The following is a 23,666-nucleotide window of genomic DNA, read 5'->3' on the forward strand; positions in this document are numbered from 1 at the left end:
AATGAAATGGTTGAGGGGTCGGTCGAGCGGGGTGGGGCTTGACCTGGGGAGCGAAAGTATAAAAGTAGTGCAGTTGAAGAGAGCGGGGGGAAGGTGCGTCATAGAGGCTTGGGGTAGGGGACCGGTTCCCCCCGGAACAGTCGACCGGGGATTGATCAGGGACAAGGGCGCGATTGCGGCGGCCATACGGAGGCTGCTTGAGGAAAAAGGGATTAGGAGCCGCAGGGTGGTTACGGCCGTACCCGCTTCGTTTTGCTATATCAAATGCTTGGTTTTACCTTCTCTGGGGATCAGAGAGCTGAAGCAGGCGGCAAATTTACAGATAAAGAATTCCCTTCCTTGGCCGAGGGAAGATGCGGTCGTGGATGTGGCGGTGTATGGGCGATCTCCAGACGGCCGGGAAACAGAAGTGCTGGCGGTGGGAGTGAAAAAATCGATAGTGCTGGATTTGAATCAGACCCTCCAGGAAGCTGGTCTCACCCCGGTGGTGGTTGAGATTCAACCGTTGTCTGCCTATCGTTTGTTGCATTCTCAGTGCGATAGCGGGGGGACCTTGCTGGTTGATTTAGGGGCGAGCGGAGTTCAGTTCGCCTATTTCGCTTATGGAAGGCTACAACTGGTTAGGAGCTTAGCCCTGGGTTACGTCGAGTATCAAAGACAGCCAGTGGTAGAGGATGTAGCTAGGGAAATACATAGAACCCTCGAATACGCTCAGGTACAGAAGGTTATGGTTGAGCCCACTCGGGTGGTGATTACCGGAGGCGGAGCCGAGAGAGAAGGGATGGGGGAAAAGCTCCAATCACTGTTACCCTACTGGCAGATTTCGGATGCATTGTCGCTGACGGGTTTTCCGGCAATATCAGAATCAGTCGCTCTACCTGGGCCATCATACTTGCCCGCTCTGGGGATGGCGTGGAGGGAGGCAATGGTTTAAGTGGAGACGGATGCGCGCATAAACTTGTTAGCTTCGCCGCTAAAAACACGTTTATGGACCAACACATGGTTTTGGACGGCTTTGATGGTGGTGGTAGCTTACGGTGTCATGATCGCGATGGGGTACAGTATTTACCAGACCAGGCAGCAGGCCCAGGAGCGCAATGCACTCTTATTGGAGAGCATTAGGCGCCAAGAAAACGTTTCGCTCGTCGTGCCCGATATAGCGGCCTCGCAAAAAGTGGTGAAGGAAAAGGCCTTAAAAATCAGGAAACTGGAAGAGAGCCGCGTATTGATGACCGAAGTTTTGCTTAGGGTTGAAAAGCTGCTGCCTGCCGGCACGTGCCTTTCTGAGCTTTCAATCGACGAAAATAGCGTGGCTGTGAAGGGACTGGGGCCAGGCTATGCGGCCGTTGCTCAGGTTCTAAAAGGACTTACTGAACAATCGTTTTTTAAAGAAGCAGAGCTGGTGAGGTGCGAAGAAACGGAGGACGGTGGAGTGAGTTTTCATATCCAGGTGCAACTGAGCAGTTCTATTCGGGAGAGCGATCGCTGAGCATGGGTATAAGTAGGATCAAGGAATTTTCTGTACTGGTAATAGTAGTAGTGTCTTGGATTTTATTCTATAATTGTTTCTACCAGCCGCTACGGGAAGAGACGGCAAAAATTGAGATATGCAACGCCGGGCTGCAGAAAGAATTAGAAAAGACAAAGGCCGGGTCTGACAAACCGTCAAGCCTTCAAGCTACAAGAACCCAATTAGCAGCACTTGGCCAGGAGAACGATGCCCAGGTGCCTCATGAGCCAGGGAGGGACGAGTTACTGCTGTACCTTACTGAATTGGCACGGGCTAGCGGCATCCGACTGTCGAAAGTGGAACGTGTAACCCATGTTTCTGGTAAAGAGGAGCCCTTCCCCAGCTACGCGTTGAGATGCCGGCTAGAGGGAAAATACGAAGACTTGTGGTCGTTTTTGCAAGGTGTGGAAACGGGCAAACGATTTTTGTCGGTCGAAAAAATCAGGCTGTACCAGCAAGTGGAAGCTAATTCTCGAAGACTGAACCTTGCGCCAAGCGTGGCTGAACGGGAACTGGTGCCGTCACCGGGGAGCACTGACCAGGGAGAGCAGACGGATGAAAGTCTACTAAAGGAAAATTATGGTCTCATGGTGTGCGAATGCACTATAGTCGTGTATTTTGATCCTTCTTTGCAAAAACTAAATCAGCGTTAGTCTGCGCCTGATTATAGATATTCATTAGTGGCTACGGGTCTACAATACGACGAGAGGAGCAAAGAGGCGTCATGATTGACCGAGAGCTGGTGCAAAAGGTCTTACGGGCGGTGATGAGCCGTGGGGTTGAGTTTGCGGAACTGTATGTTGAGAACCGGGCGGTTACTAGCGTTTTTTGCGAGGACAACAAGATCGAGCGCGTGCATAGCGGGAGCGAGAAGGGAGCGGGGATTAGGGTTATCAGCCAAGGCAACACCGCCTACGCTTTTACTAATGATCTGAGCGAACAAAGCCTTATAAGCGCGGCTTCTGTAGCAGCCCACGTGGTGAAGAACGCGAGCGAAAAGACGGATGTATCGCTTGACTTTAAGGTATTGAAGCCAGATTTTAGGCTGGCGATTGTTCGACGTCCGTCAGCAGTGGGGTTTGATTTCAAGATGGAGCAGGTCCTGGCTGCCAACGAAGCGGCACGGGAGCTGGGTTCCAACGTCAAACAGGTGACGGTCGGTTTGGCCGACATTGAACGAAATGTACTGATCGTCAACTCTGAAGGTGACTGGGTGGAGGACGAAACTGCCAGGGTGCGTTTCGTGGTCAATGTAGTGGCGGCGAGAAACGGGCTGATTCAGACCGGGTACGAAGCCCTGGGCGCGGTCAAGGGCTGGGAACTACTTGAGGAAAAGTCTGCAACCGAGGTGGCTCGAAAAGCAGCCAAACGTGCTCTTCTGATGCTAGAGGCACGGCCATGCCCGGCGGGAAGGATGCCGGTTGTCATGTCCTCCGAAGCCGGTGGGACGATGGTGCATGAGGCTTGTGGACATGGATTGGAAGCCGACTTGGTGCAGAAAGGGTTGTCGGTATACCGGGGCAAATTAGGGCAAAAGGTGGCTTCAGAATGCGTCAGCGTTATCGACGACGCTACTTTGCCGGGTAACTACGGCAGTTTTTGCTTTGATGATGAAGGGGTAAAAGCCGTTCGCAAGGTGTTGATTGACCGCGGGGTTTTGGTCGAATACATGTATGATCGGCTAACCGCGAGAAAGGAGAACCGCCAGTCGACCGGCAACGGGCGCAGGGAGTCGTATCAATACAAACCGATCCCTCGCATGACCAACACATTTATAGCCCCCGGCCGCGATGATCCCGAATCGATAGTAAAGAGCACTTCTCGAGGTCTTTTAGTCCGCAAAATGGGCGGCGGACAGGTAAACACTACCAACGGAGATTTTGTTTTTGAGGTTCAGGAAGGTTATATCATCGAAAACGGAGAGATAAAATACCCGGTTCGCGGGGCCACGCTTATCGGCAACGGGCCGGAGGCCCTCAATAACATCGATATGGTTGGATCAGACCTAGAGTTTGCCATCGGGCAGTGCGGTAAGGATGGGCAGGGGGTACCGGTTTCCGATGCCCAACCTACCATTCGTATCCGTGAATTGACGGTTGGAGGAACAGCTCTATAAAAAGGTCTAAGGCAGAAAAAGGTGGTGCGCTGATGCGGGACGAGTTGGTGAAGACAGGAGAACAGGTCGTGGAGATGGCCAGACAAAAAGGGGTAGAGGCGGAGGCGTTTCTGTTCTATAACCGGGAACTGGGCATAGAGGTGGCACAAGGAACAGTCGAGACCCTGGCAGAAGCAGAAGAATTAGGGATAGGAGTTAGGGTTATCAAAGAAGGCAGGGTAGGGTTCGCTTACAGCACGGATCTCGGTCCAGAGGCTTTGAACCAGCTTCTGGACCGGGCTGTCGAAAGTTCTAAATTTACCGCGAGCGATGAAAACAACAGCCTGCCGGCAGGACGATACCAGTACCCGGAGCTCAATGTATACGATCCCGAAGTGCGCCGGGTTAACGTTGAGGAGAAGATTCAGATGGCCCGGGATCTGGAATCGGCGGCACTTGCTTACGATCGCAGAATCAAGGTCATTGAAAAAGCAGCTTACGAAGATTCCGAGTTTGCTCTAGCCGTCTTTAATACCAACGGAATCAAAGCTTTTGAAAGGGGGGCTTTTTGTACCCTGTACGCTTACCTGGTGGCAGAAGAAGAGGGAGATGCCCAGACCGGCTTTGGGTATGCTGCTGCTAGGCGGGTAAAAGAACTAGATCCGGCCCGGGTGGGAAGGGAAGCGGCGCATAACGCGGTGCGCATGCTGGGGGCGAAAACGATAACTTCTAGATCGGTACCGTGTATATTTGAACCCTACGTTGTTACTAGCTTTCTAGGAGTTCTGGTTAACTCGGTCAACGCGGATTCCGTGCAGAAAGGCAAGTCTTTCCTGGCTGGCAAAATCGGACAAACAGTAGCTGCCGGCAATTTTACTCTTGTCGATGACGGAACTTCACCGCAAGGAATAGCCAGTTTCCCGTTCGACGGGGAAGGAGTTGCCACCCAACGGACGGTCTTGATCGATCGTGGAATACTGAAAGGGTTTTTGTACGATACCTACACTGCCAATAAAGCGAATACCAAGTCGACCGGGAACGGGGTCAGGGGATCGTTTCGCAGCCTGCCCGGGGTAGGTATCACCAATTTATTTGTTCTTCCGGGTGTGAGCAGACCCGAACAGCTGATAAAAGAGGTATCTCAAGGGCTCTTCGTGACGGAAGTTATGGGAATACACACCGCGAATCCGATTTCGGGAGATTTTTCAGTCGGAGCTGCGGGCATCCTGATTGAAAACGGGGAACTGACCAGACCAGTGCGAAGCATTACTATTGCCGGTAATTTACAGGAGTTTTTGCAGGGAGTGGAGGGCGTAGGAGAAGACCTCCGTTTCTTTGGCGGGATTGGAGCGCCTACCTTGAGAGTGAAGGGCTTGAGCATCGCGGGGGAATAAGATGATGAAGACCATTTTGGTAATAAACGGACCTAACTTAAACCTTTTAGGAAGCCGGGAGCCGGAGCTATACGGAAACGTGACTTTGGAAGAGTTGAACCGAGAGCTGGAGACTGTCGCCCGGAAATGGGGGGTAAACATAGAGTTTTACCAATCCAATCACGAAGGCGAGCTTATAGATTGCATTCATGCAGCCAAAGGGAAAGCCGATTTTCTCATCTTGAATGCCGGAGCTTTGACCCATTATAGTATAGCCCTGCATGATGCCTTGAAGGCCGTGCGGCTGCCGGTTATCGAAGTACACCTGACCAATCCTTACGCCCGTGAAGAATTTCGCCACCGGTCTTTAGTAGCACCGGTCGCCCTGGGGGGTGTCTTCGGGCTGGGAACCTTGAGTTACCGTTTAGCGGTCGAGGCGGCATGTTCTATACTGCGAGAACGAGGCGCGGATTAACACTTGATATTTGACGCTGATTTACGTTGATAGAATTCGAAGCGATTATTACTATGTAAAAGTCTCAATAGTATGAGGCTTCAAAAAAACGAATAATATGGTGATTTCACTGCGAAAACCCCTTCAGGCTGGCCGGTGCTTGTCTGTTTGCCCGTATGTAGCGCTAGGACCAATAATAGCCATAATATGTTAGGTTAAGACTATATGGTTTACCCTTTTCGCAGTGAAATCACGTATGATTATGTTTTTTAAAAAATCTGCGTAAATCAGCGTCTAAATCATATGGCGAGACGATGAGTTTCGTTTCTTCGGCGTGGGATAAGATAGTTAGGTAAAAATATCGGTCAGGATGGGGGGTGTCGGACAGAGGGTGGCTGTAGAAGGTTTGGGCAGGGTAGAGCGGCTAAGACGGTTGATGGAACGCCAAGGAATAGAAGCGATGGTGGTCACCAAAAGGGAAAACTGTCTTTACCTTTCCGGTTTTACTGGTACAGACGGCTTAGTTTTGGTTACCGGAGACAGGGTATACTTAGTAACCGATCGAAGATATACTGAGCAGGCGACGGTCGAGTGCCGGGGTTGGGAGGTAGTCGAGGCAGAATCCGATTACTTGCGGGTGATAGGGGAGCTGGCTCGAGGTCTCGGGCGGGTTGGATTTGAGAGCCGGCACCTTACTTATGATCAGTACCTACGACTGCGTAAAGAAATCGGCGATAGACTACAACCGCAAAGCGGGCTGGTCGAAGAGTTGCGGAAGGTGAAAGATGAGTCGGAGATAGCTTACATTGCCGAGGCTATCAGGATCGGTGACTGGGCATTCGAGAACCTGATTGCTAACATTGGGCCAGGTTGGGCAGAACGAGATATTGCTTGGGAAATGGTGAGGCTTCTGCGCCGCGGAGGCTGTACAAAGGAAGCTTTCGATATCATCGCGGTTTCCGGGCGCCGGGCTTCGCTGCCTCACGGTCAACCTACCGACAACCGCATCGAACCGGGCGACATGTTGACCTTGGATTTTGGTGGTTTTTACTCGGGTTATGCTGGAGATACCACCCGCACGGTGGCTATTGAAACGGTTTCTAATCGCCTACGCGAGGTGTATTATCGGGTTTTGGAGGCCCAGGTTGCGGCCATAGAGACGGTGAGGGCTGGCGTAGCGTGCCGAGAAGTTGATAGAGCGGCCCGTTCATATCTTGAAAAATACGGATTAGGGCCGCATTTTGTCCATTCTACCGGCCACGGTTTGGGCTTGGAAGTGCACGAGGAACCGGCGGTCAGTTCGAAGAGTGAGGAAATCCTGGCCGAGAACATGGTTGTAACGATTGAGCCGGGGGTTTATATCCCCGGTTGGGGAGGAGTTAGGATTGAGGATGTCGTAATAGTAAAAGAAACAGGTTGTGAAGTTTTGACCAAAGCAGAAAAGGAGTTGCTTATTATTCAGTAGGAGGGGAAGGGCTTGATCTCTGTTAATGATTTCAGGACTGGATTGACCATCGAAGTAGAGGGCGATGTTTGGCAGGTGGTAGAATTCCAGCACGTTAAGCCCGGCAAAGGAGCTGCTTTTGTTAGGGCCAAGATGAAGAACATCCGGTCAGGAGCGGTCATAGAGCGGACTTTTCGAGCCGGAGAAAAGGTGCCGCGAGCCCGTCTAGACAAGAGAGAAATGCAGTACTTGTATAACGACGGTGAGGACTATATTTTTATGGATACCCAAAGCTACGACCAGATATCGCTTAGTAAGGACCAAATTGGCGACGGGATCAAGTACCTCAAGGAGCAGATGGTAATTCAGGTGTTACTTTATCAGGGACAGATCTTGGGGGTAGAAATGCCCAACTTTGTTGAATTAGAGGTCGTGGAAACAGAGCCTGGAATCAAGGGCGATACTGCCACCGGTGGGACCAAGTCAGCAGTACTCGAAACCGGGGCCACGGTTCAGGTTCCTCTTTTTGTGAATGTCGGGGATCGGGTCAGGATCGACACCAGAACCGGAGAGTATATTGAACGCGTTTGAAATAAAACCCCCTTTGGAGCGGAATAATACTATATAAATGAGTTGTGACCTGGTCCCGGAGGCAGAGATCAGGTGCGAGAAGGGGGATCGTGTTTGAAAAACTTGTCAGAAAGGATTAGCTATTTGAAAGGGTTGAGCGAAGGCATAAACGTGGCCGAGCTTGGCCCGCAGGGCAAGATTATGAACGGCATATTGGACGTGCTGGAGGGGGTAATAGACGACATTTGTGTTTTGCGGACGGAAATGGAGGAGTTTAAGGAGTATGTCCAAAGCATTGATGATGACCTGAACCTGCTGGAAGAAGACATATACGGCGACGATTACATCTATATGACCTGCAAGAAGTGCGGAGAAGAGGTGTACTTCGATGCCGACGTTTTGGAAGATGACGACGTTATTGAGATCATATGTCCCAAGTGCAACGAGGTTGTTTTCGTCAACGATGGTTCCTTTGACTTTGAACCCTCGGTGATGGAAAGCGGGATCGAGGGGGAGAACAGTCCGAGTCCAGACGGCCGGAATTCTGGATCTGCGGGTAATTAGAACTTTCCCAACTGGGTACGGATGAAGGATAGTCAGGTTCACGTTGGGAAGCTTTGAAAAGCTGTATGAAGTATGAGTGATTAGATCCGAAAGTACCACTACATTGTGGGTAGTGGTACTTTTTGTTTTTGAAAACCAGCAGGGAATGGGCGAGCAAGGGCGAATACTTCATATAGGGCTGGTATTTACCGGAATTAGCACGATAGCACGCATTATTTGTCAAGGGACAGGTGGATTGTTGTGAATAGATCGAAAACTGACATTGAACTATGCCGGCTGCCGCAGGGTGACCGGAGATGACAAAAACACATTGGTTTGAGGGGAGCAACGTTGCTGAAGCTATCGCCAAGGCGGAGAGTGCTTTGAAGATATCCCGGGATAGGATGGAAATCGAGGTGATAAATAAGGGAAGTCGTGGGTTCCTCGGCTTCGGTCGTGCTCCGGCTGTGATAAAGGTGAAAATTATTGACCAGGAAAGAGACGGGATAGATGACGACGAGCGGGTCCTAGAAGCCCTGGTACTTGATTTGGCAAGAGAGGCGACAGAGGACCGAGACGGCTTGGTAGGGGTAAAGGACGGAACAATAGTCGTTATTCCTCCTAGGGGTAACGGGCGTTATCCGACTGTTGCGCCGTGCCCCCAAATCAAGCTGAGAATTAACGGAATAACGCATACCAAGAGAACCGTAGTAACCGACAAGGACGAGATCGTATGTGAGGTAATTGCCCCGGAAGATCAGAGACTATACGAGATCGAGATTTCTAAAGACGGTCTGTGTGCCTATCTTACTGTATATCCTCCAGTCAGGAAGGTTAGAAGGCTTCGGGACGCGGAACCGGCAGCTGAGCTCGAGCTAGCGGTGGAAGAGTTTGAAGAGCCTTTACGTCCTCTGTCTGTCGACGAAGTGCTGCAGGCCCTGCGAGAAAAAGGAGTAGTATACGGGGTGGATGAGGAGAAAGTGAGGACAGCGGTGCTTAAAGCTAATGGGCTGCGTGTGGCCGTAGCTTTCGGCAGGCCTGCGGTACCTAGTAAGGACGGATACCTTGATCTAGTTTATGAGCGGCATACAGACACAACCGCAGCAAAGGATGAACAAAAAGTTGATTTTCGAGAACTGAACATTTTCGAGTCGGTGAAGGCGGGCGAGGTAGTGGCCAGAATAGTAGAACCGGTTCAGGGGCAGCCGGGGATGACGGTGACGGGGAAAGAGATAGAAGTTAAATTGCCTAGAGCCGCTCATTTTAGAGTTGGAAAAGGAGTTAGGCAGGTTGATGACCGATTGGTGGCAACGATAAGCGGGAGGCCCAAGGTCACGGGAAACCTGGTCGAAGTCTTGCCATTGTTATTGATTGAAGGCGATGTTGATATCAGTACGGGTAACATCAGGTTTTCGGGCGACGTCTTGATTAAAGGCAACGTTACTTCGGGCATGACTGTAAGCGCAGAGGGTATGATCAAGGTCCTGGGCATCGTAGAAAAAGCTCGGGTCACGGCTAGAGACGGGGTGGTTTGCCTGGATTCAGTAGTAAACTCAAGGGTACAGGCTGGGGGCGAGACGGCCGAGCTTAGCAAAGTGTTGCCTATGGCTAAACGCATCCTCCATGACCTGGAGATAGTCGAAGACGCTGTTTGTCAAATTAACCTGCGCCTCCAATGGCGGGGAAAACAACCGGTTGCAGCTGGGAGGATAGTAGAAGTACTGCTGGAAAGGAAGCTGCGAGATCTCCCACGCATGGCCAAAGAGTTGCTCGAAGTGTGCGAAGAGAAGGGGCTTAGTCTGGAAGAGACTGAAGTCAACATGTTCAAATCGATAACAAATATGGTGCTTCATCCGGTGTCGAGTGTTGCTGTTCCCGGCAATCATAACGTGTCTGAATTGGTAAACAATCTAAAAGACTGGATATCAAACGCAGAATCCCGGATGAAGAGAAAATCCGAGGTCTATCTTCGGTATGCCTTGAACAGCGAGGTTTATGCTACGGGCTCGATAACTGTAGACGGCCAAGGGTGTTTCAACACCTTGCTCTCATCGGCTGAACGGGTTACCGTAAAGGGAACGCCTGGGGTATTCAGGGGAGGGCAGATAATCGCGGCTAACGACGTCTACGTGAGAGAACTGGGCTCTGAAGTAGGGGCTTTGACCAGGGTTAATGTAACGGAGAATCGCAGGGTTGTCTGCGAGCGCGTGTTGGGTAATGTTCTTATTGGAATTGGAAGACATTCGGTAAGAATAGATGAGCCTCGCGAGGGCCTGGTGGTCTGGATGGATGAGGAACGCAGGATAAGGATGAGGTGAGATGGTGCGGCTTGTAGTATGGCAGAATCGAGGAGTTGTTAACAACGATTTACTGAAAGCTTTGGCCTCACAGTCTGAATTACGCGTAGTCGAGCGTCATCCTCAGGTAAATGAGGTCGATATGGACGAAATCTTTATCGGTTGTTATAAAGATTCAGATGAAGTGAAGGCTTACGAGCAGTATATCATGTCTTTGGCAAGGCAGGCTGCTGGGGTGATAGTTGTGGTTCCTAGGCCTTGGGAACTGGAAGAGAAGATGTGGTCTTATTCGTGGCAACATCGGCTTTACCTGAGTGACCTCGTGCCTCCCGCTGGTTTTGGACGTATCATAAGGTATACTGTCGATATGTTTAGGGCAGCACAACAGAGTGAATTCCTCAACAAATTGTATTTTCTTATGTTGCTTGCCAAGATACACAGCGAAAGAGAAGATTGGGACAATGTGTTCAAGGGAATACTCAGCGTACTAGTCTCGGAGTCGCAGGCGAGAAGAGGTTTATTGCTGGTATGGGAAGGCGCAAATGTGAGGGTAATAGCCAGTGAAGGTTTTGCTGCAACCGATGACATGGTACAGGGCTTTATGAATTCTCTTTCGGACAAAGACGTGGCAAAAACAAGCGATGAATGCTTGTACTGGTTTGAGGAGTTGGTCAGGGGTATGGGATACAGTTGTCGGCAAGAAGATCTACATATGTTTCTTCTTAGGGCCAGGGGACAAGAGATTGGCTGGCTTTGTTTGCACGGTTCCATGAATGAGATGGAGCTAAATGCCGTCAATGGAGTTTGCGATTATTTAGCTTCGCTACTCTACATATATGAACTGGAGAATGGGTATGGGGGCAACATTGCAACATGGAAGGATAGCGAGAAATCAGGGGATATGCCGGGCAACGGAGTGTGAATCCCCGGGGGATCCAACACTATTTCAAACGGCTCTGTCGGTTCAAACTGGCAGAGCCGTTTTAGTTTGCCCGTGTTTCTGTAGCTGTTGATTGCCTGTGCCAGCCAGGTATTCCAGTGTTTCTTCTGTTTGGCATAATTTCACCCTTAAGCCAATAAGTATTAAATACGAGAGGTGAGTTGTGCTTGGCGAAGATTGAGGACAAGATACGCGGACAAATAATTCTATATTTGTCGGGGCCGATAAAGGAGATAGTAGGGGCGCTGCCCGCAGAAAGGCTAAGGAAATTGGAAGAGATACGATTGAGGGTTGAACGTCCTTTACTGGTCAGGTTGGGAGATGAGGAGTATGCTGTCAAAGTCACAGGCGAACTCACCAAGCAGTATAACCTCGGATACACGGTAGGAGAAGAAGACCTGGAGCGTACCTTGGCCTCCGTTAGCCAGAGTTCGATCTATGCCCTGGAAGAAGAATTAAAGCGAGGGTTTATCACCTTGAGGGGTGGACACCGGGTTGGTCTGGCGGGGAGAGTGGTGCTGGCCCAGGGAGAGATTAAAACGATGCGGGATTTTTCGGGGCTGGCGTTCAGGGTGGCGCGAGAGATGGTAGGTTGCGCCGAGCCGATAGCAAGCCGTTTGATTGTAACCGGGCGCAGGATATTAAATACCCTTATTGTTTCCCCGCCTCGCTGCGGCAAGACCACTTTGTTACGGGATTTGACCAGGTTGTATTCGGACGGGCCGGCCAATCTCAACGTGGTCGTGATCGACGAGCGTTCAGAAATAGCAGCCTGTTACCAGGGAATTCCACAGCTCAACGTCGGAAACCGCACCGATGTGCTGGATGGTTGTCCCAAAGCATTGGGGATGATGATGGCGGTAAGATCGCTTTCGCCTCACCTCGTCGTGGTGGACGAAATCGGACGCCCGGCGGATGCGGAGGCTCTACAAGAATGCGTTAACGCCGGAGTATCGGTTATTGCCACCGCTCACGGTACTGACCTCGAAGATATAAGCCGCCGCCCGATCATGGCTGGTCTATTAGCCAGCGGTGTGTTCGAAGCACTAGTGGTCTTGTCTCGAAGAAAGGGTCCGGGTACGGTTGAGGCGGTATATCGCAACCCGAGTTCAGGCGGTAATTCTGTTTCCAAAACGGGCCACGGATAGACAACGGATTAACGCAGATTAACACAGATTATTGAAAATTATACCACATTTTTACAGCAGGTGTTAAGGGGTTGGTTGCTATGCTGGTAAAAATCGTGGGAGGTTTGTTGACGTTTTTGGCCTGCGGGGCTTATGGTTTGGCCGGTGCCAAAAGTCTGGACAACCGCGTGAGGCAATTAAAGTCAATCCGTTTTGCTCTCGCAATTTTAGAAAAGGAGATCACTTATCTGCAGAACCCTCTTCCGCGCGCATTGCAGAAAACGGCTCTACTGGCAGAGCCTCCTACCCGTCAGTTCCTCGCGGTTGCTGCAGGATGCCTTGAACGTAGAGGAGGCGTAACCGCCGAAGAAGCGTGGCTGGAGGGAATAAAGACCCTTCAGGAAAACTCGGATCTAAGCGAGACTGATCTGTTCTTATTACAATCTTTCGCTTCGCGCCTGGGAATGTCCGATACTGAAGAGCAAAAAAAAGCTTTCCAGTTGCTGGGTGAAGAGATAAAACAATTGGAAGATTCAGCTTTTAAGACTGCGGCTACAGAAAAAAAACTATGGACCTACGGGGGGTTTCTTCTGGGAACCCTGGTTGTACTTCTATTGCTGTAAAGGGGTGGGTGTTCGTGGATACCGCTATAATATTTAAGATTGCAGGCATTGGCATTCTCATTTCCGTTCTGAGTATAGTTCTTAAACAGGCGCAAAAAGAGGAGCAAGCCCAGATGCTCACCCTGGCCGGGGTGATAGTTGTCTTGATTATTCTGGTCCAGCTTTTGAGCCAGCTGTTCACCATGGTCAGGACCGTGTTTGACCTTTAAGCCGTTGTACTAAACCGGCTTGTTAGCGGAGGGGAAAAGGTTAATGGAGATTGCCCGGCTAGTCGGGATAGCATTGGTTACCACCGTATTTCTGATGTTTTTGCGCCAAGAAAAACCACAAATAGCGGTTCTTCTTAGTATTGCTTTTGGTATCGTTGTCTTCTTTATGATTATAGGGAAGCTTTTTTCTGTGGTTCAGGTGGTGAGCCAGCTTTCTCGGAAGGCAGAAGTCAATTTCTTTTTTGTTTCGACTGTGCTCAAAATCTTGGGGGTTGCTTATTTGGCCGAGTTTGCCTCTGTAATCTGCCGCGATGCCGGTGAGCAAGCCGTTGCCCAAAAAGTCGAGTTTGCGGCCAAAGTGATCATTGCAGTATTGGCTTTGCCGATTCTGGTGGCGATACTCGAATCCATTATGGACATTATGCCCGGATAGGCGGTGGGCCCGTTGCTAACAGGAAATAAGTTATGGCTGATCGGATTAACTTTAATACTGGCTCTTCTAAGTTGGAGCAGGCCCGCGCTAGCCGGAGATTCATCGCAGGCAGCATCGGTTACCTGGGAGGAGGGTTTAGATAGTCTGGATCTCCGAGAAATGGAGAAGTACAAAAACGAGATAGACGGGGAGTTATCAGCCTATTTACAAAAGGTGTCGTTGAAACAGTGGTTCATCGACTTTATTCAAGGCAAATGGGAGCTAAATGTGAAAGAGGTTTTGGGAAACCTTCTGCGGTTCTTTCTAGGAGAAGTGGCTGCCAACGCCGGACTGCTGGGCAAGCTTATGGTCTTGTCCGTGGTTACATCGCTTTTGGTCAATTTTCAGGCGGCTTTCGGAGGAGAGGGAACCAGCAGGATATCATATATGGCCGCCTTCATGGCTTTAATGGCGGTAGGGATCGCATCTTTTCGTTATGCCTTGGGCCTGGGACAGCAAACGGTTACGGATATGTCCGATTTTATGGTGAGTGTGTTGCCACAAATGACGGTTTTGGTGGCGGGGATGGGAGGGATCAACACCTCTACTGCCTTGTTTCCTCTAATGATGACTGCTTGCACTGCGTGTGCCAGTGCTATCCAGCATGTGGTCTTCCCGCTGGTTGTTTTTTCCGCAGTGCTGCACCTGGTAGACACTGCAGCCGATACAGTGCAGGTGCAGAAACTGGGGAAACTGCTTTCGAGTGCGGCCATAGTAGGGTTAGGGCTGTTCATGACTGTTTTCGTAGGGTTGTTAGGACTCAGAACCGTCTACGGAGCGGTATTGGACGAAGTAACTCTCAAGACCACGCAGTTTGCAACCAGCTTCTTCCCTGTAATCGGGAAACTGTTATCGGAGGCCCTGGAATACACGCTGGGCTATATGGCGATCTTGAAGCACGCTCTTTCCATCTTCGGTTTGGTGATAGTCTTCGGCATTTGCATCTTCCCGGTTTTGAAGATAGGGGCCATCGTTCTCATTTACAAACTGTCGGCCGCTCTGGTAGAGCCGCTGGGTGATGCCAGGACAGCCCAGGCCTTGGATATCATGGCTAAACACCTGACATTGGTCTTGGCCTCGGTGGTGGCCGTCGCTTTAATGTTTTTCATAATGATTACGGTGCTCGCCGGTATCACTAACCAGCCTTTGTTGCTCAAGTGAGGTGCTGGACTTGAGTCTTATTTCAGACATGGTGCGAAACCTGGCGGCGATAGCTCTTCTGGCCGGTTTCTTAGAAATCATGTTACCTTCTAGCAGCTTGCGCCCGTTTGTAAGGTTTGCCATAGGCCTTTTCGTGGTCATAGCAGTGCTAAACCCGACTTTGAAATTTGTTAACCAAACCCAGGATTTGGCTATGGAAGCGTGGGAGGTAAAGTACCCAGAAAAGCAGACGGAAATGGCAGTACATCAAGGGGAAGCTTTGCGAAACAAGATGTTAAAGGAGGCGTCGAACCAGCTAAAAGCCAAGACTGAGGGACAAGTAGCTGCTATAGCTTCTTTGGTTCCTGGGGTTGAATCATTACGGGCCGAGGTTAAACTGGATGACCAAGGCAAAATATCTCACCTGGTCCTAATCGTCGGTTCCAAGCCAAAACAGGACAAGTCGGAAACATTCCAGGTCGACGCGTTTATAGCCAGCGGACGCGACAGAGAACAGAAAAAGGGCATTGAACAAAAACTCATAGACCTCGTTAAGAATCTCTACGGGCTGGAACCGGAACAGGTTAAAGTGGAGTTTGAGGGGGGTTAACATGTCGGGAGAAACAGTTAAGGAGAAGAAGAGATATCTGCCTCTAGGTGGTTCGGGGAACAAGATTCAAACTTACTTGAAGTCACGTTGGGCCTTGGCTTGTTTGGCAGTCTTGGGGATAATACTCCTGATGTGGCCGGTATCAAGCAGTCGCCAGGGCACGACAAAGCCGGAGCAAAGCGCGTTGTCTTCGGGGAAAGGGACATCGGTTAAGGCAGATATGGAGCGGGAACTGGCCGGTATTTTATCGCAGATTGAAGGTGCAGGGCAAGTCGAGGTCAGCCTGACTTTGGTTTCGGAAGGAGTCAATTCGTACGCTGTTAACACCAAAGAACAGAAGACATCGTCCGAGGAAACCGACAAGGACGGGGGGGTACGCAAGACCACAGACACCAATACATCCCAAGACTTGGTAGTTATGGGCAGTCAATCACCGTTGCTCGTGGAAAAGAAGGCTCCGCAGGTGAAGGGGGTTTTAGTGGTGGCTGACGGGGCGGCGAACCCGGCAGTCAAAGAGCAAATCACCAGAGCAGTCGAGACTTTGCTGGATCTTCCTGCTACTCGGGTGCTGGTTTTACCCCGAGAATAGAGCCACAGATAGACACAGACCTTTATGACTCTCATCCGAGTCACCACTGGAGAATGAAAATGCGACTGTGGAGGAGTGTTAGCCAGCTCGCTCCAAGACTCCTCGCCTGCAACACATCGGCTCACTTCGGTGCGATCCGGCACTCAGGGCAAACGCGTCATGCAAATTAGCCAGTTAAAGGAAGGTGTTCCTAATGCAGACGGGTCCTGAGTGCCGGACGAAACCTCCTGTTTCTCGCTCCGCTTCGCAGCCCTCAGTTTCGCCGTGTGTTGTCCGGCACTCAACGGTAGTAGCGAGCGTCGTTCTATCATTGAGCCGTCGGGTTGAGTGCCGGAGCTCGTCATACGTCGCTCGCCCGGCTAACACTCCTCCCGTCAATCGACTTCCGGGGCAGACCCTCACGACACCTGTCGGTGTCACCACTAGGCAATAAAAATACCCAGAGGCTTACGAACAACGCGGCGATCGGTATGCAAATTTTTATAATCATCTGTGAACATCCTTCAAAATCTGTGCACATCTGTGGCTATTTTTGGCAACATGGCATTTTATTGCACGCAATAGGGGTAGTGTGAGGTGTCAGCGGCGCCTATGGTTAGTTCTTGGATATTCGTTAAAGCGGGGTGCTTTGTATGAGAAAATATTTTGACCTTTGAACGGATTAACGCCAGATGGTCCAAGGGGATTGGTCGTATTTGAAAAGTAAACGCGTAAATGGGGAGGGGGATTTAGGAGTGGTTTTTAAAGTAGGTCGAAAGTTCGTTTACTTCGTAGTGGGTCTTCTGTTGGTGGCCATATGCAGTTGGGTAATACTGGCAGGGAGATCAGTACCCGAACGTGTGAAAGAGGCTGCTCCAGTTACGAGTTCTACATCTACGAAGAAGCCGGAAACGGTGGGGCAAGACCGGGGTTTTTTTTCGGAGTACAGGTTAGAAAGGGAACGAACCCGAGATCAGCAGGTGGAACTGCTACGGGAAATGCTCAATAACGCCAACCTGGACCCAAAATCCCGAGAAAAGGCTGCGGCCCGTTTGGTGGAGATATCTATGACCATAGACCGGGAGATGAAAGCGGAAGCCTTGGTCAAAGCCAGGGGGTATGAGGATTGCGTGGTCATCGTACAACCCTCTCTTACTACGGTAATCGTATCCTACAAAGGAGCGGCCATTCCTCTGGATGAGGAAAACGAATTAAAGGAACAGGTGGCCAGCGTTATCCAGTGTCGCCCCAATCACGTATGCGTTATCACAAGGGCTTCAGTTAAATGAGAATCTAACCCATGGTAACCGTTCCCTGTATCTCCGCTAGTTCCCACCCAAATTCGGAACCATTTCTGTTTTGCACGTGCAAAATGAGAACCGTCCCCAATTTGCGTTTTGGGGATAAGCGTGGATAAGCGTGTATACTTGCTCGAAACCATGGCAAGCTGTTGAATTTGACTTTCGGTCTCTCTATAATATAAGAAGGTTGCTAAGGCCCTATATATACTTAATATTTTTGCATCAGTATGATTACCTGAACGCGTAGCCGAGGATAAACAAGTGATGGTCATCTAAACGTACGGGGGACGAGTAGGATGGAAGCCCGTAATACTCAGGTCGGCAAGGCCTGAGTTAATTTTTAGCCAGCAAGCCCCTACAACTGCAGTTCCGGGGAGGTCTAAAATGAAGAGATTGAGAATAACGGATACCAGCCTGAGAGACGCGCACCAAAGTCTCTGGGCCACTAGGATGACTACTGAGGACATGATACCGGTCTTGGAACAGCTCGACAACATAGGCTACCATTCGCTGGAAGTTTGGGGTGGAGCTACTTTCGATGTTTGCCTGCGCTACCTCAACGAGGATCCGTGGGAACGGTTGCGTACTATTCGGAAGTACGTCAAGAAAACACAGCTGCAGATGCTGCTGCGCGGGCAGTCCCTGGTCGGGTACAGTCATTACCCGGATGATATAGTGGAGAAGTTTGTGGAGAAGGCGGCGGAAAACGGTATAGACATATTCAGGATATTCGATGCTTTGAACGATGTCAGAAACTTAGCCGTTCCGATGAAGGCTGCAAAGAAAGCAGGCAAACATGTCCAGGCCTGCGTGGTATACACCATCAGTCCCGTTCATACCATGGACTATTTTGTTGAGACTGCTTTGAAGCTTAAAGACATGGGAGCTGACTCCGTTTGTATAAAGGATATGGCTGGCCTGCTCGCTCCTTACCAGGCCTACGAGTTGGTAAGCTTGCTCAAAGAAAAAGTCGAGTTGCCGATTCAGCTGCATACCCACTACATAGGAGGACTGGCAGTAGGGGCTTGCCTGAAAGCAGCTGAGGCCGGGGTGGACGTCGTGGATGCTGCGAGTGGTCCTATGGCTTTCGGTTCTTCTCAGCCTCCGGTTGAGACCATCGTCAGGGCCCTGCAGGGCACTCCGTGGGATACAGGACTCGACCTGCACGATCTGTTTGAAATCGCTTCCCATTTCGAGGAGATTCGAAAGCAAAAGGGTTTTGAGCGGGGGGTTACCCGCATCGCGGATATGAAAGTTTTTGAGCACCAGGTTCCGGGGGGCATGATTTCTAATTTTGTGGCTCAGTTGGAGGAGCAAAAAGCAGCCGACCGCCTGGGCGAGGTATTGGAGGAGATTCCAAAAGTCAGAAAAGATTTGGGATACCCGCCATTGGTAACTCCTACCAGCCAGATAGTGGGTATACAAGCGGTGCTCAATGTTTTGATGGGCGAAAGGTACAAGCTGTGCCCAGGGGAGGTAAAGGATTACGTGAGGGGGCTTTACGGTCGGTCCCCGGCGCCTATAGAACCCGAAGTAAGAAAGAAAATTATCGGCGAGGAAGAGGTCATAACTGTTCGACCTGCTGATTTGCTGGAACCGGGCTGGGAAAAGGCTCTAAAAGAAACCAAAGACGTGGCTAAGAACGAGGAAGATGTTCTCAGTTATGCCTTGTTCCCGCAAGTAGCCCTCAAGTTTTTCGCTTACCGGGATCAGGCTGGACAGACTCAAAGCGAAACTGAGGAAAAGCCTTTATTCAACGAAAAGAATGCGAGTCAGAGAGAAACAGAGAAACCTGCTGGCAGACAACCAACAAGGAAAGCACAAAAGAGAGTGACTGGCAAGGGGGGACAAGACATGGACATCGATGAGATTCGGGAGTTGATGCTATTGTTCGACGATACCAGCATCGCAGAGTTGGAGTTGGAAGGGCCTGAGTACAAGTTGACTTTGCGCAAGAGTAGCCGTTCTGCCAGTTCCCCTGCCCGCGAACCGATTAGCGAAGGGGAGACAAGAGATAGAGAACCGGTAAAAACCCCCAGATATGAGGAGCTAGAACCTGAAGAGGACCTGGTCGCAGTAGTAAGCCCTATGGTAGGAACGTTTTACCGCGCACCGGCTCCAGACGCACCGCCGTTCGTGGAGATAGGGGATAGGGTCGAACCGGGGCAGACCTTGTGTATTGTCGAAGCCATGAAACTGATGAACGAGATAAAGTCCGAAGTCAAAGGCCGAGTAGTGGACATTCTGGTAGATAATGCTCACCCGGTTGAATACGGGCAGACCATGTTTTTGATAGCGAAGGAGTAGGTGATGGAATTGTTCACCAAGGTGCTGGTGGCAAACCGGGGAGAAATCGCAGTCAGGATAATCAGGGCTTGCCGAGAACTGGGGATCAAGACGGTGGCAGTCTATTCAGAAGCCGACCGTAACTCACTTCATGTAAAGTTGGCAGACGAAGCCGTGTGTATCGGGGGGGCCAGCAGCACCCGGAGCTACCTCAATATACCCAATATTGTGGCTGCTGCTAATATTACTAACGCTGATGCCATCCACCCCGGATACGGTTTCTTGGCAGAAAACGCTTATTTTGCCGAGATGTGTGAAACCTGCGATATAAAGTTCATAGGGCCAGGGTCCAAAGCTATCAACGCTATGGGGGACAAGATACGTGCTCGAGAAATGGTCAAGAAGGTAGGTGTCCCGGTCGTTCCAGGCAGCGAGGGGGCCGTCAAAGACCTGCGGCAGGCTCTGGAACTAGCGAACGAGATCGGGTATCCGGTCTTGATCAAGGCGGCGTCCGGCGGCGGCGGTCGCGGTATGCGCTTGGCCCACAACCCCAAAGACATGGAAAAGGCGTTGGCTACAGCTCAGGCTGAAGCCCAAGCCGCCTTCGGTGATGGTTCGGTTTACATAGAAAAGTATATAGAAGAACCTCGACACATCGAGATTCAGGTATTGGGAGACGAACAAGGCGACCTAGTTTACCTGGGCGAGAGGGACTGTTCTATTCAGAGACGCAACCAGAAGTTACTAGAAGAAGCACCGTCCATTTTCATAAACGAAGAAACACGCAAGCGCATGGGTGAGACGGCAGTGCTGGCCGCCCGGGCTGCCGGTTATTGCAGCGCGGGAACGGTAGAGTTCTTAGTAGACAAGCATCACAATTTCTATTTCATCGAAATGAATACCAGGATTCAAGTTGAACACCCGGTAACGGAGATGGTGACGGGCATAGACATCGTGAAAGAGCAAATTAGGATTGCAGCCGGGGAACCCCTTGGGTTTATTCAGGATCATATCAGGATCCACGGGTGGGCCATTGAATGTCGTATAAACGCTGAAGATCCCGATATGGATTTTCGACCCTCGCCAGGGACAGTCACAGAATACATCCCGCCCGGGGGACCGGGCATAAGGGTTGACTCGGCCTTATATGCCGGTTATTCCATTCCACCTTTCTACGATTCTCTTGTGGCCAAGGTCATCGCTTGGGGCAGGGACAGAAATGAGGCCATAGCCCGTATGGATCGAGCCCTGCGTGAGTTTACCATCAAAGGTATCAAGACGACCATTCCTTTTCATTTGAAGATACTTGAGAACGCCTTTTTCCAGAGAGGAGAAGTGTATACCAACTTCATTCAGAGGCGGATTAATCCCGACGGAAGGTAAAGTCGGTGCTGAGGTTGAATTTTGTGGCTTTATTGCTTAAAATGGGGGTACTAGGAGGTGGGAACAGTGGATGAGAGGATCATGGAGAGGACCGAAACCGCTACGGAATTAGGTTCGATCAGGATCGCCGACGAAGTCGTTTCTATCATCGCCGGGTTAGCCGCGTCTGAAGTCGAAGGGGTTGCGGCGATGAGCGGTGGCTGGGGGACCGGGATAGTGGAGATGTTAGGCAAGAAGAACCTGGGTAAAGGGGTAAAGGTCGAGGTCGGGGAAAAGGAGACAGCCATCGATATTTATTTGGTTATCGAATTCGGTTTTCCGATTCCGCGGGTAGCCCAAAAAGTGCAGGATCAGGTGAAATCAGCGGTAGAGAATATGACCGGGCTAAAAGTAACTGCGGTTAACGTACACGTGGTCGGAGTTTCGATGAAAAAGGCCGGAGAAAAAGAAGAAGGTTTCGAGGGCTAGATTTATGCCAATCGATAGTATTAACCGACCCCCTGCGAAGAAACAGGGGGTTGTTCGTATTTCAGCAGTAATCGGGTGAAAAGGGGGCGGTTGATATGTCAGCGACCTGGAGGTTATGGATGTTCTTGTATAACTTGTTTTTTATGGTGGTTATGGCTGGGGTTCTGGCGCTGTCGCTTGGTTTTGGTCAGCCCTTGACGTGGTTGAACGAGGTTTTGAATACGACCCGCGAACGTATAATTACGGGAGGGGTCGCCGGGCTGGGCCTCCTCATCGGGCTCTACGTATTGATAGCTTCATTGAAATCGGACGAGCCCCCTGTGACAACCGTCTTAGAAGGACCTTTAGGGGAAATTTCCATGACCGTACCTGCCGTCAAACAGATCATTATGAAAGCGGCTCGGACGGTTGAAGGAATACGGGAGGTAAAGCCAGTAGTCAAATTCAGTCGTGATGGGATTCGGGTATTCTTGCACCTCATGATAAACCCGGATTACCGGGTGCCGGAAATGACCGAAAACCTCCAGAACCAGGTGAGTCGCCAATTGGAGGATATTGGGGGGCTGAAGGTGGCGGAGATAAAGGTCCTGGTCGACGATATCGTTAATAAAAGCCCTCGGGTAAAATAGGAGGCATGACGCCTATGTGGGAGAAGTTTATTATGCACTTACTGGAGTACCATCGCGGTAAGGCCATCGGGATCCTGGTGGGTCTTGTAGCCGGGATATTGATGGTGGTCTACGGTTTTTGGAAAACCCTTTTGATCATTTTATGTGTTTTAGTCGGTTACAGCATTGGCAGGAGCCTGGATGAAAACGGCCGGTTTGATGATTGGATCCAGCGGGTTTTCAAGAACAGGTAGGGGAAGGGGACTGTACTTGAGCAGAAGTTTGGCAAGAGAAACCGCCTTCAAGGTGTTGTTTCAAGTGGATCTGGCGGGAGCGTCTCCAAGGGATGCTTTGCAGCATTTGACTGCGGAGACTCCCCTGGCCGACCGGTACTTGGCTTTTGCCAGAGAATTAGTTGATAAAACCCTTGAGCACGTGAAGACCATCGACAGCTATATAAGCAAGTACTCGCCAGAATGGAGCATTAGCCGGATGGCGACCGTTGATCGAAACATCATGAGGATGGCCGTGTGTGAAATGTTGTATACCGAGATCGACCCGGTCGTGGTCATTAACGAGGCGGTGGAGTTGGCCAAAAAGTACGGTGATGAAAACTCCAGCAGTTTTATCAACGCCATTTTGGACAGGATAATGGGGGAAAAGAGTGAAGGGTTTTCTCGGGATTGATACCAGCGCCTATACCACGTCCGTGGCCCTGGTCGACCAGCGCGGGGAACTGGTAGCCGATAAGAGAGAGGTATTGAAGGTTGAGCTGGGAAAACGAGGTCTCCGCCAGTCAGAGGCTTTGTTCGCCCACATAAAGAACCTTCCTTTTTTATTTGGCGAGATGGAACCGTATTGGGCTACCTATTCTCTGGCGGCAATAGCGGTCAGCGATCGACCCCGCAACGTAGCCGGGAGTTACATGCCGGTTTTCCGGGCAGGAGAGACGGTGGCCCGCTCTATTGCCAGTGTCATGGGTATTCCCCTTTTTACCTTTAGCCACCAAGAAGGGCACATAATGGCCGGGGAGAGGGGAGCTGGGGTTAATCTGCCAGAAAGATACATAGCCGTGCATTTCTCTGGAGGCACTTCCGAGGTTCTACTGGTACGGCCGGGGCAGTCTTCATATTACGATATATCGATTTTGGCGGCGACGGCTGACCTGCACGCAGGGCAGTTGGTGGACCGTGTAGGGGTTAAGATGGGACTGCCGTTTCCTTGCGGCAAGTTCATGGAAGAACTGGCCCAAGAATTAGCCCCAGAAAAATGTGGGCTAAGAATTCCGGCAGCGGTGAAGGGGGACTCCTTTTCTTTTTCTGGAGCTGAAGCCCAGGCCTTTCGGTGGTTAGATAAGGGGGCACCTTTGGCTGAGGTTAGTCGGGCTGTGTTCTTGTGCATAGCCAATACCCTGGAAAAAGTTATTCGAGAAAAAGCGAAGATCTTAGGCGTCAAGGATGTTTTGCTGGTGGGAGGTGTGATGGCCAATTTCATCATAAGGGAGAGGCTCAAGGAAAGGCTTTCCCATCCTTCGTTGTCATGTCGGCTTCACTTTGCCCCGCCCGGCCTGAGTTCGGACAACGCGGCAGGAACGGCTTGGTTGGGGTGGATGACGTGGTTAAAAACGACGAGGAAAGAGGTGTGA

The 23,666-nt window shown here is 50.7% G+C and carries 26 protein-coding genes; all 26 read left to right on the forward strand.

All coding sequences use genetic code 11. The features are described from left to right. The first annotated feature begins 1 nt into the window (after window position 1). The 26 genes from pilM to SLIP_RS02080 all read left to right on the forward strand — a co-directional run bounded on the left by pilM (window position 2) and on the right by SLIP_RS02080 (window position 23,666). The gene (gene pilM / locus SLIP_RS01955; protein ID WP_041432616.1) at window positions 2-934 is read left to right on the forward strand and encodes a type IV pilus biogenesis protein PilM; all 933 of its coding nucleotides are present in this window, start codon (window positions 2-4) and stop codon (window positions 932-934) included. Then, window positions 935-1,489, forward strand: coding sequence for a PilN domain-containing protein (locus SLIP_RS01960; protein ID WP_013174590.1), 555 nt, complete (start codon window positions 935-937; stop codon window positions 1,487-1,489). It begins immediately after the preceding gene. A gap of 2 nt (window positions 1,490-1,491) precedes the next feature. Next, window positions 1,492-2,163 (forward strand): type IV pilus inner membrane component PilO, encoded by a 672-nt coding sequence (locus SLIP_RS01965; RefSeq protein ID WP_013174591.1) that lies wholly within the window; start codon window positions 1,492-1,494, stop codon window positions 2,161-2,163. Between the two features lie 71 nt (window positions 2,164-2,234). Continuing rightward, window positions 2,235-3,626, forward strand: coding sequence for a TldD/PmbA family protein (locus tag SLIP_RS01970; protein ID WP_013174592.1), 1,392 nt, complete (start codon window positions 2,235-2,237; stop codon window positions 3,624-3,626). Window positions 3,627-3,658: 32 nt separating this feature from the next. After that, window positions 3,659-4,999 carry a TldD/PmbA family protein gene (locus SLIP_RS01975; RefSeq protein ID WP_013174593.1) on the forward strand — a complete coding sequence of 447 codons (1,341 nt, stop codon included), beginning with the start codon at window positions 3,659-3,661 and terminating at the stop codon, window positions 4,997-4,999. 1 nt (window position 5,000) lies between these two features. Beyond that, complete coding sequence (aroQ, locus tag SLIP_RS01980; RefSeq protein ID WP_013174594.1) at window positions 5,001-5,453, forward strand: type II 3-dehydroquinate dehydratase; 453 nt, start codon at window positions 5,001-5,003, stop codon at window positions 5,451-5,453. Window positions 5,454-5,823: 370 nt separating this feature from the next. Continuing rightward, window positions 5,824-6,897: a M24 family metallopeptidase gene (locus tag SLIP_RS01985; protein ID WP_013174595.1), complete on the forward strand. Its 1,074-nt coding sequence runs from the start codon at window positions 5,824-5,826 to the stop codon at window positions 6,895-6,897. Window positions 6,898-6,909: 12 nt separating this feature from the next. Further along, window positions 6,910-7,467, forward strand: coding sequence for an elongation factor P (gene efp, locus SLIP_RS01990; RefSeq protein ID WP_013174596.1), 558 nt, complete (start codon window positions 6,910-6,912; stop codon window positions 7,465-7,467). Window positions 7,468-7,560: 93 nt separating this feature from the next. Beyond that, window positions 7,561-8,010, forward strand: coding sequence for a CD1247 N-terminal domain-containing protein (locus SLIP_RS01995; protein ID WP_041432620.1), 450 nt, complete (start codon window positions 7,561-7,563; stop codon window positions 8,008-8,010). Between the two features lie 296 nt (window positions 8,011-8,306). Continuing rightward, a complete protein-coding gene (locus SLIP_RS02000; RefSeq protein WP_013174598.1) occupies window positions 8,307-10,307 on the forward strand; it encodes a flagellar assembly protein A in 2,001 nt (666 codons plus the stop codon). A gap of 1 nt (window position 10,308) precedes the next feature. After that, window positions 10,309-11,208, forward strand: a complete 900-nt coding sequence (locus tag SLIP_RS02005; protein WP_041432624.1) for a hypothetical protein — start codon at window positions 10,309-10,311, stop codon at window positions 11,206-11,208. 185 nt (window positions 11,209-11,393) lie between these two features. Further along, on the forward strand, window positions 11,394-12,374 hold the full coding sequence (spoIIIAA, locus tag SLIP_RS02010) for a stage III sporulation protein AA (protein ID WP_013174600.1): 981 nt from the start codon (window positions 11,394-11,396) through the stop codon (window positions 12,372-12,374). 80 nt (window positions 12,375-12,454) lie between these two features. Beyond that, window positions 12,455-12,976 (forward strand): stage III sporulation protein AB, encoded by a 522-nt coding sequence (locus SLIP_RS02015; RefSeq protein WP_041432627.1) that lies wholly within the window; start codon window positions 12,455-12,457, stop codon window positions 12,974-12,976. Between the two features lie 14 nt (window positions 12,977-12,990). Further along, a complete protein-coding gene (spoIIIAC, locus tag SLIP_RS02020) occupies window positions 12,991-13,185 on the forward strand; it encodes a stage III sporulation protein AC (RefSeq protein ID WP_013174602.1) in 195 nt (64 codons plus the stop codon). Between the two features lie 43 nt (window positions 13,186-13,228). Next, a complete protein-coding gene (spoIIIAD, locus tag SLIP_RS02025; RefSeq protein WP_013174603.1) occupies window positions 13,229-13,618 on the forward strand; it encodes a stage III sporulation protein AD in 390 nt (129 codons plus the stop codon). A 12-nt stretch (window positions 13,619-13,630) separates the two neighbouring features. Further along, window positions 13,631-14,818: a stage III sporulation protein AE gene (spoIIIAE, locus tag SLIP_RS02030; RefSeq protein WP_013174604.1), complete on the forward strand. Its 1,188-nt coding sequence runs from the start codon at window positions 13,631-13,633 to the stop codon at window positions 14,816-14,818. 10 nt (window positions 14,819-14,828) lie between these two features. Then, window positions 14,829-15,407 carry a stage III sporulation protein AF gene (locus tag SLIP_RS02035; protein ID WP_013174605.1) on the forward strand — a complete coding sequence of 193 codons (579 nt, stop codon included), beginning with the start codon at window positions 14,829-14,831 and terminating at the stop codon, window positions 15,405-15,407. A gap of 1 nt (window position 15,408) precedes the next feature. Beyond that, window positions 15,409-15,996 carry a hypothetical protein gene (locus SLIP_RS11915; RefSeq protein ID WP_013174606.1) on the forward strand — a complete coding sequence of 196 codons (588 nt, stop codon included), beginning with the start codon at window positions 15,409-15,411 and terminating at the stop codon, window positions 15,994-15,996. Between the two features lie 734 nt (window positions 15,997-16,730). Continuing rightward, window positions 16,731-17,264, forward strand: coding sequence for a SpoIIIAH-like family protein (locus SLIP_RS11920; RefSeq protein WP_049764996.1), 534 nt, complete (start codon window positions 16,731-16,733; stop codon window positions 17,262-17,264). Between the two features lie 396 nt (window positions 17,265-17,660). After that, entirely contained in the window at window positions 17,661-19,583 is a 1,923-nt protein-coding gene (gene accB / locus SLIP_RS02050; RefSeq protein ID WP_013174608.1) for an acetyl-CoA carboxylase biotin carboxyl carrier protein, read from the forward strand. A gap of 9 nt (window positions 19,584-19,592) precedes the next feature. Then, window positions 19,593-20,945, forward strand: a complete 1,353-nt coding sequence (accC, locus tag SLIP_RS02055; RefSeq protein WP_041433286.1) for an acetyl-CoA carboxylase biotin carboxylase subunit — start codon at window positions 19,593-19,595, stop codon at window positions 20,943-20,945. Between the two features lie 81 nt (window positions 20,946-21,026). Next, a complete protein-coding gene (locus tag SLIP_RS02060; RefSeq protein WP_041433288.1) occupies window positions 21,027-21,413 on the forward strand; it encodes an Asp23/Gls24 family envelope stress response protein in 387 nt (128 codons plus the stop codon). 95 nt (window positions 21,414-21,508) lie between these two features. Then, window positions 21,509-22,042: an alkaline shock response membrane anchor protein AmaP gene (amaP, locus tag SLIP_RS02065; protein ID WP_148216492.1), complete on the forward strand. Its 534-nt coding sequence runs from the start codon at window positions 21,509-21,511 to the stop codon at window positions 22,040-22,042. Window positions 22,043-22,056: 14 nt separating this feature from the next. Beyond that, a complete protein-coding gene (locus SLIP_RS02070) occupies window positions 22,057-22,275 on the forward strand; it encodes a DUF2273 domain-containing protein (RefSeq protein WP_013174612.1) in 219 nt (72 codons plus the stop codon). Between the two features lie 16 nt (window positions 22,276-22,291). After that, window positions 22,292-22,708, forward strand: a complete 417-nt coding sequence (nusB, locus tag SLIP_RS02075; protein ID WP_013174613.1) for a transcription antitermination factor NusB — start codon at window positions 22,292-22,294, stop codon at window positions 22,706-22,708. Continuing rightward, window positions 22,686-23,666, forward strand: coding sequence for a Kae1-like domain-containing protein (locus SLIP_RS02080; protein ID WP_013174614.1), 981 nt, complete (start codon window positions 22,686-22,688; stop codon window positions 23,664-23,666). Before nusB ends, SLIP_RS02080 begins: the two co-directional genes overlap by 23 nt.

This window comes from Syntrophothermus lipocalidus DSM 12680, from assembly GCF_000092405.1.
GTDB classification, from domain to species: Bacteria; Bacillota; Syntrophomonadia; order Syntrophomonadales; family Syntrophothermaceae; genus Syntrophothermus; species Syntrophothermus lipocalidus.